General features: G+C 61.5%; 12 protein-coding genes. 6 read left to right on the plus strand and 6 right to left on the minus strand.

Going from position 1 to position 13,072, the window contains the following annotated elements; translation table 11 throughout:
• The first annotated feature begins 98 nt into the window (after positions 1-98).
• The 5 genes from CK227_RS01060 to CK227_RS01080 all read left to right on the plus strand — a co-directional run bounded on the left by CK227_RS01060 (position 99) and on the right by CK227_RS01080 (position 6,271).
• Positions 99-896, plus strand: coding sequence for a DUF427 domain-containing protein (locus CK227_RS01060; protein WP_245318038.1), 798 nt, complete (start codon positions 99-101; stop codon positions 894-896).
• Between the two features lie 87 nt (positions 897-983).
• Positions 984-1,748 (plus strand): SDR family oxidoreductase, encoded by a 765-nt coding sequence (locus CK227_RS01065; protein ID WP_095771125.1) that lies wholly within the window; start codon positions 984-986, stop codon positions 1,746-1,748.
• Positions 1,749-2,169: 421 nt separating this feature from the next.
• Positions 2,170-3,144: an ABC transporter substrate-binding protein gene (locus CK227_RS01070; protein ID WP_095771126.1), complete on the plus strand. Its 975-nt coding sequence runs from the start codon at positions 2,170-2,172 to the stop codon at positions 3,142-3,144.
• Between the two features lie 77 nt (positions 3,145-3,221).
• Complete coding sequence (locus tag CK227_RS01075; RefSeq protein ID WP_095771436.1) at positions 3,222-4,295, plus strand: glycine betaine/L-proline ABC transporter ATP-binding protein; 1,074 nt, start codon at positions 3,222-3,224, stop codon at positions 4,293-4,295.
• The gene (locus tag CK227_RS01080; RefSeq protein WP_095771127.1) at positions 4,292-6,271 is read left to right on the plus strand and encodes an ABC transporter permease subunit; all 1,980 of its coding nucleotides are present in this window, start codon (positions 4,292-4,294) and stop codon (positions 6,269-6,271) included. The genes CK227_RS01075 and CK227_RS01080 overlap by 4 nt, the downstream gene beginning before the upstream one ends.
• A gap of 18 nt (positions 6,272-6,289) precedes the next feature.
• On the opposite strand, the gene CK227_RS01085 is transcribed toward CK227_RS01080, so the two are convergent.
• Positions 6,290-7,648 (minus strand): NAD(P)/FAD-dependent oxidoreductase, encoded by a 1,359-nt coding sequence (locus CK227_RS01085; RefSeq protein ID WP_095771128.1) that lies wholly within the window; start codon positions 7,646-7,648, stop codon positions 6,290-6,292.
• Positions 7,649-7,909: 261 nt separating this feature from the next.
• Here CK227_RS01085 and CK227_RS01090 point away from each other — a divergent pair, with 261 nt between their 5' ends.
• On the plus strand, positions 7,910-8,623 hold the full coding sequence (locus CK227_RS01090; RefSeq protein WP_064983208.1) for an XRE family transcriptional regulator: 714 nt from the start codon (positions 7,910-7,912) through the stop codon (positions 8,621-8,623).
• Between the two features lie 17 nt (positions 8,624-8,640).
• On the opposite strand, the gene CK227_RS01095 is transcribed toward CK227_RS01090, so the two are convergent.
• The 5 genes from CK227_RS01095 to CK227_RS01115 all read right to left on the minus strand — a co-directional run bounded on the left by CK227_RS01095 (position 8,641) and on the right by CK227_RS01115 (position 13,013).
• Positions 8,641-9,165, minus strand: a complete 525-nt coding sequence (locus tag CK227_RS01095) for a hypothetical protein (protein ID WP_095771129.1) — start codon at positions 9,163-9,165, stop codon at positions 8,641-8,643.
• A 64-nt stretch (positions 9,166-9,229) separates the two neighbouring features.
• The gene (locus CK227_RS01100) at positions 9,230-10,270 is read right to left on the minus strand and encodes a DUF3445 domain-containing protein (RefSeq protein WP_095771130.1); all 1,041 of its coding nucleotides are present in this window, start codon (positions 10,268-10,270) and stop codon (positions 9,230-9,232) included.
• 9 nt (positions 10,271-10,279) lie between these two features.
• Entirely contained in the window at positions 10,280-11,245 is a 966-nt protein-coding gene (locus CK227_RS01105; RefSeq protein ID WP_095771131.1) for a PDR/VanB family oxidoreductase, read from the minus strand.
• Complete coding sequence (locus CK227_RS01110) at positions 11,242-11,838, minus strand: dimethylamine monooxygenase subunit DmmA family protein (protein WP_095771132.1); 597 nt, start codon at positions 11,836-11,838, stop codon at positions 11,242-11,244. Before CK227_RS01110 ends, CK227_RS01105 begins: the two co-directional genes overlap by 4 nt.
• Before the next feature lie 41 nt (positions 11,839-11,879).
• Positions 11,880-13,013 (minus strand): aminomethyltransferase family protein, encoded by a 1,134-nt coding sequence (locus CK227_RS01115; RefSeq protein WP_095771133.1) that lies wholly within the window; start codon positions 13,011-13,013, stop codon positions 11,880-11,882.
• Positions 13,014-13,072: the final 59 nt, after the last annotated feature.

A 13,072-nucleotide genomic window follows, 5' to 3' on the forward strand; every position in this document is an offset into this window, starting at 1 on the left:
TTCATCTCGCTGTGCGCCAACGCTCGATGACAAAAGACAAGAAACGGGAGACTACCATTCGCAAGCCTCATTTGCGCGGTCGCGGACCGCATTTCCCCTTGCTCGACAATATCGTGCAGTATGAGTTCGAGCCGGGCTATGTCGCCTTCACCATGCCGATGCAGAAGCGGCTGCGTGTGCAGGTGGGATCGATGATCGTCGCCGATACGACCAAGGCGCTTGTGCTCTACGAATCCGATCATCTGCCGGTTTACTACTTTCCGATGAGTGACGTGCGCGAGGAGTTCCTGCTGCCGAGCAGGACGACGACAGAGAGCCCGTTCAAGGGCGTCGCCACGCATTATTCGCTGAACACCGGCATCACGCTGGTCGAGGATGCCGCCTGGCGTTATCTGGATCCGGTCAAGGGATCGCCGCTGCTTTCGGACCACATGTCCTTCTATTGGCCCAAGATGACGCACTGGTATGAGGAAGACGAAGAGATCTTCGTCCACGCCCGCGATCCGTTCCGCCGGGTCGACTGCCTGCCCTCCTCGCGACGGGTGCAGGTCATCCTAGACGGCGAACAGGTCGCCGATTCACACCGCGGCGTGTTCCTGTTCGAAACCGGCCATCCGGTGCGCCACTATCTGCCGATCTCGGACACGCGGCTCGATATGTTCGCGCCCAGTCGCTACATTTCGCGCTGCCCCTACAAGGGCATCTCCAACTACTATCACGTGACGACGCCCAAGAAGCGGCACGAGAATCTCGTCTGGTACTATCCCGAGCCGGTGCATGAGGCCGAGCGCATCAAGGGACTGGTCTGCTTCCACCACGAACTGGTCGACAAGATCCTGGTCGACGGCGTCGAGATCCCGAAGGAAGCCACCGCTGCGTCGGACGGCTATTTCTAGGCATCGCTGCCCCTGCCGGCTTGCGCATTGAGCGCTTGATCGAAACATGGCGCAGCGCATACCTTCCCTGAAACGGGAGGGCTATCGATGGATCTTTTCAAGCTGGACGGCGATGTCGCGCTGGTTACCGGTGCCGGCAGCGGCATTGGCCAGGCAATCGCAATTGGATTGGCCGAGGCAGGAGCCAACGTCGCGTGTTTCGGTCATGCATCGAAAGGCGGGCTGGAAGAAACCGCGCACCAAATCACGGCACTCGGGCGCAAGGCTTTGGTGCTGACCGGCACGGTCACTTCGGAGAGCGATCTGGCGGCGGCAATCGATCGCGTCGAGGTCGAACTCGGTGCATTGACCGTTGCCGTCAACAATGCCGGCATCGCCGGTTCGGAACCGGCCGAGACCTTGTCGCTCGATAAGTGGCAGAAGGTGCACGAGGTCAACGTCGCCGGCGTTTTCCTGTCCTGCCAGGCCGAAGCCCGCAAGATGCTGGCGCGCCGCAAAGGCTCGATCATCAACATCGCCTCGATGTCCGGCACCATCGTCAATCGGGGATTGACGCAGGCGCACTACAATTCGTCGAAAGCCGCCGTCATCCACATGTCGAAGAGCCTTGCAATGGAGTGGGCGGACCGGGGCTTGCGCGTCAATGTCGTCAGCCCAGGCTATACTTTGACACCGATGAACAAGCGGCCGGAAGTGGCGGAGGAGATCAAGATCTTCAAACGCGACACGCCGATGGGACGCATGGCAGCGCCTGAGGAAATGGTCGGGCCGACGGTGTTCCTGGCCAGCCGCGCGTCGAGCTTCGTCACCGGCCTCGACCTGATCGTCGATGGCGGCTACGTCTGCTGGTAGGGCCGCATCTCGCCGAACTTCGCCTGCGGTCTGAATTTGTGCATCTGCGAAGCGTTAGTCGTTGCGCAAGATGAACGTTGGTATATATAATTTCATCCTATGAAAGGGCTTGGCGAGATGGGGCTTGCCATGCCGACAGCCGAGATCATGGGACCTTGATGGCTTGCACCTTGCAGGGCGCCGCAAGACTGGCAATTGATCCGCGGATGATCGCTCCACCAGCGGTCTGTCGGCAGCCATGACGCGGACGGCATATTCCATCGTCACGAGAATTGAGCACCATCTTGCCTGCGCTGGCCAAAGCCAGGGCGACAATTTTGGCGCCGACGGCCTTGCGCAGCGAACCGCCTTTCCAACACAATCAAGAAAAGCCGCAAGAAGGGAACGACCGATAACCGTCACAGCTTGAAGGAGATCAAGCATGTCATTTCGCAGTCGAGTTTCAAAACTATCGATTGGCGCCGTCGCGCTCGCAACGTTAAGCCTGCTCACACCTTCCGCCCGGGCCGCCGCACCGGAATCCAATGACCCGATAAAGATCGCGCTGTTCGACTGGACCAGCGTCAATCTCAACGCCAAGATCCTCGGCGGCATCCTGGAAAAGCTCGGCTATACCGTTGAATACCCGACCGCCGACTATCTCTCCAGCCTGACCACCGGCCTCACCAATGGCGACCTCGATGTCGGTCTGGAATTCTGGGACACGACTGCCGGCGAGGCGATGAAGGCCTCCGATGCGACCGGCCAGACGGAGCGCCTCGGCAAGCTCGGCCCGAAGGCCAAGGAAGAGTGGTGGTTTCCCGAATATATGAAGGAGAAATGCCCGACACTGCCGGACTGGCATGCCTTGCTCGACGCCGCATGCGCGGCGTCATTCTCGACAGCGGAGACCGCTCCAAAGGGGCGCTATCTCGGCGGCCCGGTGACTTGGGAAGGCTTTGACGACGAGCGCGTCGCGGCGCTGAAACTGCCCTTCACCGTCATCCATGCCGGCACCGATGCGGCAATGTTCGCCGAACTCGATTCCGCCTATCAGCGCAAGGCGCCGATCATGCTGTGGATCTATTCGCCGCACTGGGCGCCGGCCAAGTACAAGGGCGAGTGGGTGCAATTCCCGGAATACACGCCCGAATGCTATAATGATCCGAAGTGGGGCGTGAACCCCGACGCCAAATATGATTGCGGCAAGCCGCACGGCGAGATCTGGAAATACTCCTGGTCCGGCATGAAGGACAAATGGCCGGTCGCCTATAAGGTGGCCAAGGCCTTCACGATCGACACCGACGAGCTCAACAAGATGAGCGGCGATATCGATCTCGGCGGCAAGACGCCGGAAGATGTCGCCGCCGCCTGGATCGCCGCGCATGAGGCAGACTGGAAAGCCTGGGCGCAGTGATCGTTCCGACTGGAAAAATGGGGCCTGGCCGTTGATCGGCCGGGTCTCAGGTCTTGATGTTCCAGAAGGATGATTGGATGACGACTGAACAGGGATCGACACAACCAGGCACCAACGATCGCCCGGTAAAGCTTGCCTGCCGCAATGTGTGGAAGCTGTTCGGAGTGAACGCAGCCAGCTTCATCCGCGAGCGCGACGGCAGGGCCAGCATGGCCGATGTCACTGCTGCCGGACTGGTCGGAGCCGTGCGCGCGGTCGATCTCGAAATCCGCCAGGGCGAGATCTTCATCATCATGGGGCTGTCGGGCTCCGGCAAATCGACATTGGTGCGCTGCATGTCGCGACTGGTCGAGCCGAGCCATGGCAAGATTGAATTCGAGGGCAAGGACCTGCTCAAGATTTCCGATGCGGCGCTCATCGAATTGCGCCGCCACCGCATGGGCATGGTGTTCCAGAATTTCGCGCTGCTGCCGCATCTCAATGTGCTGGACAACATCGCCTTTCCGCTCAGCATCCAGGGGCAGGACCGGGCAAGGCGCGAGGCGCGCGCGCGCGAAGTCATCGATCTGGTCGGCTTGCGCGGCCGCGAGCATTTCTACCCACGCGAATTGTCCGGTGGCCAGCAGCAGCGCGTCGGCATCGCCCGCAGCCTCGCGACCAAACCGGAGATCTGGTTCCTCGACGAGCCGTTCTCCGCCCTCGATCCGCTGATCCGCCGCGAAATGCAGGACGAGCTGATGCGGCTGCAGACCATGCTGCACAAGACCATCGTCTTCATCACCCATGATTTCGACGAGGCCATCCGGCTGGCCGACCGTATCGCCATCATGAAGGATGGCGAGGTCATCCAGATCGGCACGCCGGAGGAGCTGGTGGTCAATCCGGCGACTGACTATGTCGCAGAATTCACCCGCGACGTCGACCGCGCCAAGGTGATTTCCGCGTACAGCCTGATGCGTGCCTGCGATGGTTCGGAGCATGGTGGCACGGTTTCGCCGGATGCCAAGATCGCCAGTTTCTCGGCCAGCATCGTTTCAGCCGGCAAGCCGTTCGCCGTGGTCAACGGCACCGGCAAGCCGATCGGCGAAGTGACGCCGCAAGCGGTCATCGATCTGCTGGCCGGCATCGAGCACGCGAGAGCCGACGCATGACGGTGACGGCAAGCGCCAGCGAGCCGAGGCCGCCGCTTCAGCGCTGGCTGCTGGTCTGGGCGGCGGCCCTTGCCGCTGTGCTGTTGGTGTTCCTGTTGCAGGACAGCGTCCCTTGGGCTGTCGACTATCCGGCCAACGCCGTCGTGCCCGTCGCCGACTGGGTCAGCGCGCTGATGGGCTGGATCAAGTCGAACCTGTCATGGTTGACCCGCTCGATTACCGCGGTCCTCGGGGTGCCGCTCGATTTCGCGCTCAATCTCTTGGCCAAGAACTTCAAGATCGGCCACGGCACGGATGCCTATGTCCTGCCGCGCCTGTCCTGGGTTGGCGTCTGCGCTGTCGCCTTCCTCGCCGGGCATGCCGTGGGCGGCCGGAAACTCAGCCTGCTGGTCGGCGGCTGTTTCCTCTACATCGCGCTGTTCGGCCAATGGACCAGCGCCATGCTGACGCTGGCGCTGATCTCCATCGCCGTGCCGTTCTGCATCGTCACCGGCCTGTTCGCCGGCATCTGGGCCTGGCGCAAGCCTTGGGCGGAGAGGCTTATCGTCTCCCCTGCCCTCGACCTGATGCAGACGATCCCGACCTTCGCCTATCTCATCCCGATGCTGCTCCTGTTCGGCAACAGTCCGGTGTCGGCGATGATCGCCACCGCCATCTTCGCCACGCCGCCGATGGTGCGGGCGACGATGCTCGGCCTCACCCGCGTGCCGCTGGAGATCGGCGAATTCAGCGACATGGCCGGCTGCACGGCGCGGCAGAAACTGTGGCGGGTGCTGCTGCCCTCGGCGCGGCCGACGCTGATGGTCGGCGTCAACCAGGTGATCATGCTGGCGCTCAACATGGTCATCATCGCCTCGATGATCGGCGCCGGCGGCCTCGGCTACGACGTGCTTCTGGCGCTGCGCGCGCTGAAGGTTGGCGAGGCGATGGAAGCTGGTCTCGCCATTGTGGCGCTGGCGATCGCGCTCGACCGGCTGAGCCAGGCCATCGCGCACAAGCAGGCGAAGGGCTATGTTCATCAGGCGGTGAGCCCGAGCTTCTGGCGGCGCTATCCCAATCTGTCGCTGGCCATCGCCATCCTTGCCGTCACCACGCTGCTCGGCCTGTTCGTGCCGGCCTTCGCGGCGGTGCCGAAGGCGATCACCTTCACCACCGCGCCGCTGTGGAAGGCGGCGGTGAACTGGGTGACGATCAACTTCTTCGATGCCATCGAAGCCTTTCGCGTTGCGCTGATCCTCAACGTGCTCAACCCGGTGCGCGCCTTCTGCGAAGGCTTTCCGTGGCTGGGCGCGGTGTTCCTGCTCGGCCTTGCCGGCTATCAGCTCTCGGGCCTGCGCCTGGCGGCCCTGGTCGCAGCGCTGACCGCTTTCTGCGCGATCACCGGGCTGTGGGAAAAGACCATGGCGACGGTCTATCTTTGCGGCATCTCGGCCTTCATCGCCTGCCTGATCGGCATCCCGATCGGGCTGATGGCGGCGCGCAGCGACCGCTTCGAGAAGATCGTCACGCCCATCATCGACACGCTGCAGGTACTGCCGTCCTTCTGCTTCATCATCCCGGTGGTGATGCTGTTCAGAGTTGGCGACGTGACCGCCATGATTGCAACGATAGCCTTCGCCGTGGTGCCGGCGATCCGCTACACCGATCACGGCATAAGACAGGTGCCGCCGGCTCTGATCGAGGCGGCCAAGGTGTCGGGCTGCACGCCGCGCCAGACCTTCTTTCGCGTGCAATTGCCGCTGGCGCTGCCGGAGATCATGCTCGGCGTCAACCAGACCATCCTGATGGCGCTGGCGATGATCATCATCTGCGCCATGGTCGGCACGCGCGATCTCGGCCAGGAGGTGTTCATCGCGCTGTCCAAGGCCGATTCCGGCCGCGGCATCGTCGGGGGCCTCGCCATCGCCTTCATCGGCATCGTCGCCGACCGGCTGTTCAACGCCTGGACGGCGAAGGCTCGGGCAAGGCTGGGATAGGCAGAAGATGCGCCGCGGCTACTCCGCCGCCACGCCCTTTACCTCGAGATAACTCTCCATCGAATCGTCCAGCGCCTGCAGCCAGGGGGTATGATGCAACGGCGCCATGGTGCCGGTCATCAGCGAGCGGTAGGCGTGGTCGCGGAAGCCCATAATGTCTTCCGCCTTGTGATGTTCCCACTCCATGAAGGTCTTGTTGACCGCCTCGACGTCGAAGCCGGGATAGTCGGTCTGGTCCATCAGTTCCTTGGTATAGTCGCCCTGGAACCAGATCATCTGCTCGGCGTCTTCCAGCGTTTCCTCGCGGGCGCGCCACTTGGCGCCGTGCGCTGCCATCGCCTCGGCCGACGGCAATTTGATGCGGCCCATGATGACGTCGCGGGCGAACCAGGCCTGCGCGTCGAACATGTTGAAGGTGTAGAACTGGTCCTGCATGCCGATATAGAACAGCTTCGGATTCTTTTCCCACACCACGCCTTCATAGAGATCCAGCGGCCACATGCGGTTGGCGGTCTTGAGCTTGAGGTCGTCGGTGAGGAAAGGGAAGGAATGGAGATAGCCGGTGCACAGGATGATGGCGTCGACATCCTTTGACGTGCCGTCCTTGAAGTGGGCGGTCTTGCCGACGACCTTCTGCAGGAGCGGCACTTCCTTCCAATTCTCCGGCCATCTGAAGCCCATCGGCTTGGAGCGATAGCTGGAGGTGATCGACTTGGCGCCATATTTGTAGCATTGCGAGCCGATGTCCTCGGCCGAATAGGAGCGGCCAATGATCAGGATATCCTTGCCCTTGAATTCCATGGCGTCGCGGAAATCATGGCTGTGCAGGATGCGGCCGTTGAAGGTGGCGAAACCCTCGAAATAGGGAACGTTGGGCACCGAGAAATGCCCTGAGGCGACGACGACGTTGTCGAACTCTTCGGAATAGGTGACGTCGTTGGCGCGGTCATGCGCGGTGACGGTGAATTTCTTGGTTTCGTCCGAGAAGGTCACCATGCGCACCGGGCTGTTGAAGCGCACCCATTTGCGCAGGCCCGATTTTTCGACGCGGCCCTTGATGTAATCCCACAGCACTGCGCGCGGCGGATAAGAGCCGATCGGCCGGCCGAAATGCTCCTCGAAAGTGTAGTCGGCGAATTCCAGGCATTCCTTCGGGCCGTTCGACCAGAGGTAGCGGTACATCGAGCCATGCACGGGATCGCCATGCTCGTCGAGGCCGGTGCGCCAGGTGTAGTTCCACAGGCCACCCCAGTCCGACTGCTTTTCGAAGCAGACGATTTCGGGGATGTCGGCGCCCTTGTCTTCAGCCGACTTGAAGGCCCTGAGCTGTGCCAGGCCGGACGGTCCGGCGCCGATGACGGCAACACGAGTTTTCATTTCCAGGGCCTCCTCATTTTTGATTTCCCCAGCGAAACAAATTTCACTGACAGTGACACTAATTGGCCCTTCGGTGCTGTCAACAGACATCTGCGGGAACGGCGTTTGCCCGCAAAGGATTCCTGGCGAAAAACCTTCGCGGACAGAATCCATGGGATCGTCCGATGGACTTAAGACAGCTTGCCGACACAGCCGCGCTGCTGTATCGCCACCTGACATGTTCACCTTGAGTGAAATAAATCCGCGAAGTCCGGGGGCGACATGGCGAAAGACAGTTCCAAGGCCGGGCTTGCCGGCGCCAAGCCGAAGCCCCAGCCAAAGGTCTCGGCGGACGGCAAGACCATCCGCGCACCACTGACGCAGAACCCGCACGCCATCCGCGACACACGCGAGAAGGTGCTGGAGGTGGCCATCGGCCGCGAGGTGCGGGCGTTCCGCAAGAAGCTCGGCATCACCGTCGCCGATCTCGCCGTCGCCACCGACATTTCACTGGGTATGCTGTCGAAGATCGAGAACGGCATCACCTCGCCGTCGCTGACCACGCTGCAGGCGCTGTCGCGGGCGCTCGGCGTTCCGGTCACCGCCTTCTTCCGCCGCTTCGAGGAGGAGCGCAGCGCCGTCTTCGTCAAAGCCGGCGAAGGGCTGGATGTCGAGCGCCGCGGCACGCGCGCCGGCCATCAGTACAATCTGCTCGGCCATATCGGGTCGAACACCAGCGGCGTCGTCGTCGAACCCTACCTGATCACCCTGACCGAAGATTCGGACGTGTTCCCGACTTTCCAGCATGAGGGCATGGAGTTCCTCTATATGCTGGAGGGCGAAGTGGTTTACCGGCACGGCAGCAACCTCTACCCGATGAAGCCCGGCGACAGCCTGTTCTTCGACGCCGACGCGCCGCACGGACCGGAGCAGCTGACGAAACTGCCAATGCGGTATTTGTCGATCATCTGCTATCCGCAGAACAGCGCGGGGTGAGATTTTCTGTCGACACTTTAAAGTTCGACGAGGGATTGATCGGCTATCGCGCAGGCTTCCTTGGCCCACGCGACAAACACGTCTAAAAACTGACCCGAGATGTCAATTCTTTGATCACTCCACCGGAAAGTCATGTCTTTAGACGACAAGCCAAAGTGAATCGTTCGCACAAATCCATTTTCCTCAATCGGCTTTGGAGCATTCTTGCGAGATAGGTACAGCCGGTCGTCGATATGCTCAAAGTGATCCCTGGCCTGCTTGTAAAAGGTTAGGTCAAGCGCGCTCAAATGATTAGCCATTTTATTACCTAGGACTTTAGCTGCCAAGGCAATGCCATCCTTAACTCTGTCTACGGAAATTAGAAAAAAGTGTAGTTCCACTAGGGCCCGCCTAGGCTGCTTTGCCTGCCACGCTTCCATCATCAAAGCGTGTTGCCTCACCGCCGCATCAAGGTATCTCTCAACCAACACAATGCCATTGTGAAGTTGGCCAGTATGATCCTTCCGCATGTATCGGAAGGTATATTCGGGATTTTCGGTCATCGTGTCACATTATCCAAGCGGAGAAAGAAAATCAGGTCCCCGTTGGAATAGCAGCAGGCAGATTTCAATCAGGTCCAAACCCCAGTGACGTCGCACTCCCGTCATCCAACTTCGACAGCCATTCCACCAAGGTTGGCCGATAGCGTGTGAGCCCCTTGTAGGTGGCGAGTTCCTCGGGCAGATCGCGAATGACGCGGTGCAGGCGTCGCGCCCATTTCGGCTGCGTCACGAGTTCGTCCATCTTGATCAGGTAGCAGCGGATCGGGAAGACGATGCCGTTGGAGCGCGGCAGCCGCCAGAAGCTTTGCAGCTCGACGCGCAGATGCACCTTGTCGCCGACATTTTCGGGCGTCACGGTTGTCCGGTCCGGACCCCATTTGTGGTAATTTTCCGGGCTGGTATCGAGGCGCGGATTGATGGTCATAGTCCAGTTGAGGCGCCGCGCCGGCTTACCCTGCTGGATGTTGGTGAGGAATTTCAGCGCCCTGGTGAAAATGCCCTTCTCATGCGCCAGCGGCACCGGTGCGTGCCACTCGAAAAAATTCATGCCGATGTCGAAATCGAGCGACCAATCGGCCTGGGTGGTGACCATGCCGGCATCCATCCACAGATTGCCGTCGCGCTGGTCGAGGATGCAGAAATCGCCCTGGCTCTGGCGGGTGATGTATTCCATCGGACCGTAAGGCAGGGTCGAGGTGTCGCCGAAGGTGAAGGTGTCGTCGATGCCGAGCGGCCGGTTGATCCAGCGCCAGCGGTCGCCGTCCTGCGTCAGCGTGAAATGTTCGGGATAGCCAAGGGCTTGCTGTTCCATCAGCAGTTCGAGCAGATCCCAGCCGGCCAGCGTCATATGCGGCAGCGACTGGCAGCGCAGCGGATCCTCGGCCAGCACCAAAGCGCGGTCCTGCATCTCGGCGACGTAGTGCTCGTCGACATCGATCAGGTTCTCCAGCACGCTGCCCTTCGGCCCGACGACATGCGGCTCGATGTTGACCGCATACATGTAGGCGTCTTCATGGAACGGGAACGGGAACCGCCTGATGTGCTCCGGGCTGTTCCTGAAGGTGAAGTCGTCGCGGAAGGTTTCCTTGCGAAAGGTGATGCCCAAGCTCGCCTCCTATCTTTCCAGCACCAGCGACCGGCCCTCGAAGCGCGACACGCACGGCATGATCTTGCAGCCGGAGCGATGGTCGTCCTCGCTCAGCCAGTGGTCGTTGTGGATGAACTTGCCATCGTAGGAGATCACGTTGGTCTCGCACTGGCCACAGACGCCGCCGCGGCAGAGATAGGGCGGGTCGACCCCGGCCGCCTCGATCGCTTCCAGCAGGCTCTGCTGTTCATCGACGCGGATCGACTTGCCGCTGACGGCCAGCGTCACATCGAAAGGCAGGCCGGGCTGGGGTGCCGCGAAATGCTCGAAATGCACGGCCTCGGACGGCCAGCCCAAGGCGGCCGCGCGGTCGCGCACCCAGTTGATCATGCCGGCCGGGCCGCAGACATAGAGATGCGTGCCGAGCGGCTGCGTCGACAGCAGCCGGTCGAGATCGATGCGCTCGTCGCGGTCGTCATGGTAGAGCCGGATGCGCCTGTCGTAGCGCTCTCGCAGTACGTCGGCATAGGTACCCAGAGAGGCGGTCCGGCAGGTGTAGTGCAGTTCGAAATTGCCGCCCTCGCCCGCCAGTTGCGCTGTCTGCGCCATGAAGGGCGTGATGCCGATGCCGCCGGCCAGCATCAGGTGTTTCTTGGCACGCAAGTCGAGCGAGAACAGATTGACGGGATAGCTGATCACCATCTCCAGGCCCGGCTTGACGGACCGGTGCATGAACAGCGAGCCGCCACGCCCGACATCGTCGCGGCGCACCGAGATCGTGTATTCGCGCGTGTCGAGCGGCGAACCCATCAGCGAATAGGGATTGAGCCGGGTGCGGTCGCCGTCGCGCATCTCGACCACGACATGGGCGCCGCCGGAAAAGGTCGGCAACAGCTCGCCGTCGCGCCTGCGGAAATGGAAGCGGGTGACCAGTTCGTTGACCGGAACGACGTCGCTGACGACGACATCGAGTTTTGTGGTGCCGGTGCTCATGGGAAGGCCTCCTCCATTGGAGGAATCTCCGAGCGATCCTCGGCATTGATGCAGACGCCCTGGAAAGCGGCGAGGCGCCGCGAATAGTGATCGCGCACCAGAAGCAGCAAGCCGCAATGCGAACAGGTCGATGGCTGTGTCGTGACGTTCTCGGTGATGCCCTTGCAGTGAACGCACTGCATGCGCCTGGCCAGCGAGCCACGATGCTCCGTCTGCATGGAGGTGTGGTCGATGCCGGCTTCGAGCGCCACCTGCATGGCCTGGCCGATCAGTCCCTCGGTGCCGGCGAGGTAGAGGCGCAAGCCCATATGGGCATTGCCCAGCGTCTGCTTCAGCCTCGGCAGCAGGCTGGCGAAGGATGGCGCCTGATGAAACTGCGCCGGCCTCAGCGCTTCGAGGGCGGCGACGTGTTTGTTGTCCGGCCCTGGGATAAAGTCGATTTCGGCGCCATCGAAGAACCCGGCAGGCGCTTTTGTGGCCATGTCTGAAATAGCGAGCGCACCTTCGGCATCGGCGATGAAAAGATGGTGTTTGCCGGGCTGCGGAGAGAGCGTTCCGTAGACCGGCCGGCTGATGATGCTTTTTGCTGCCATTTAAATCTTCGTGCCTCGAACCCCTCGCTGTTGATTATGCCTCAGCCTTTCGCCGTGCGCTTGGTCTTCTTGGGATCGTCGAACGGCAATGGCTGCGCCGTCGCCTTGATCGACCCGCTCTTGTTGCGGATTTCGAGCTTGGTGTCCTTGACCGCGCAGTCGACGTCGAGGCGGGCGATACCCATCGATTTCTTGACCAGCGGCGAATACATGGCGCAGGTCACCACGCCGACCTTCTTGCCGTCGCGATAGACCGGCGCGCCTTCGTCGGCCGGCTCCTTGCCGTCGAGCAGCACGCCAAAAATCTTGAAGCGCTCCTTGCCCTTCAAACGGTAGTGTTCCTCGGCTCCGCGAAAGCCGGTCTTGCCGGGACTGACGGTAAAGTCGAGGCCGAGTTCCCACAATGTGTCGCCGGGGCCTTCATTCTCGAACGGATATTTTTGCGAATTGTCGTAGGGATAGAACAGCAGATAACTTTCGACCCGCAGCATGTCGAGCGTGGTGAAACGGCACGGAATGATGCCGGCGCTCTTGCCCTCTTCGAGGATCCTGTCCCAGATCGTGCCAGCATCCTGGCCACGGCAGAAGATCTCGTAGCCGCGCTCGCCGGTGTAGCCGGTGCGCGAGATCATGACGGGCAAGCCGAACAGCTGCGTCTGCATGTGATGGAAATAGTTCAGGTCGCGAATCCCCGGCACATGCTTGGCCAGATAGTCGACCGCGGTCGGTCCCTGCAGCGACAGATCGTGCAGATTGTCGTCGAAGCGTAGCGAGACATCGCGGCCCATCGCGGCGCGCTGCAATTCCTCATGGCCGGTGCCCGAGCCATGCACGACCATCCAGCTGTTCGGGCCAGTGCGGTAGAGGATGCAGTCGTCGGTGAATTTTCCCGCCTCGTTCAGCATGCAGGCATAGGCCGATTTGCCGGGGTAGATCTTTTCCACGTCGCGGGTGGTCGCGAGATCGATGAGATGCGAGGCGTGCGGCCCTGTGATGTGCACCTTCTTCAGGCCCGACACATCCATCAGCCCGGCCTTGGTGCGGATGGCGATGTACTCCTCGTCGGCATCCTTGTCGTAGGTCCAGGCGGTGCCCATGCCGCTCCAGTCTTCGAGCTTCGAACCCAGCGCGCGATGGCGATCCGCCAGGGTCGAAAATCTCCAGGATGCCGTCATCCGCTCGTCCTCCGTTCAAAAATCCACTGTTCCCCGCTCCTTGGCGCGGTGGCCGGAGC

Source organism: Mesorhizobium sp. WSM4308, assembly GCF_002294905.1.
In the GTDB taxonomy this organism is placed as follows: domain Bacteria; phylum Pseudomonadota; class Alphaproteobacteria; order Rhizobiales; family Rhizobiaceae; genus Mesorhizobium.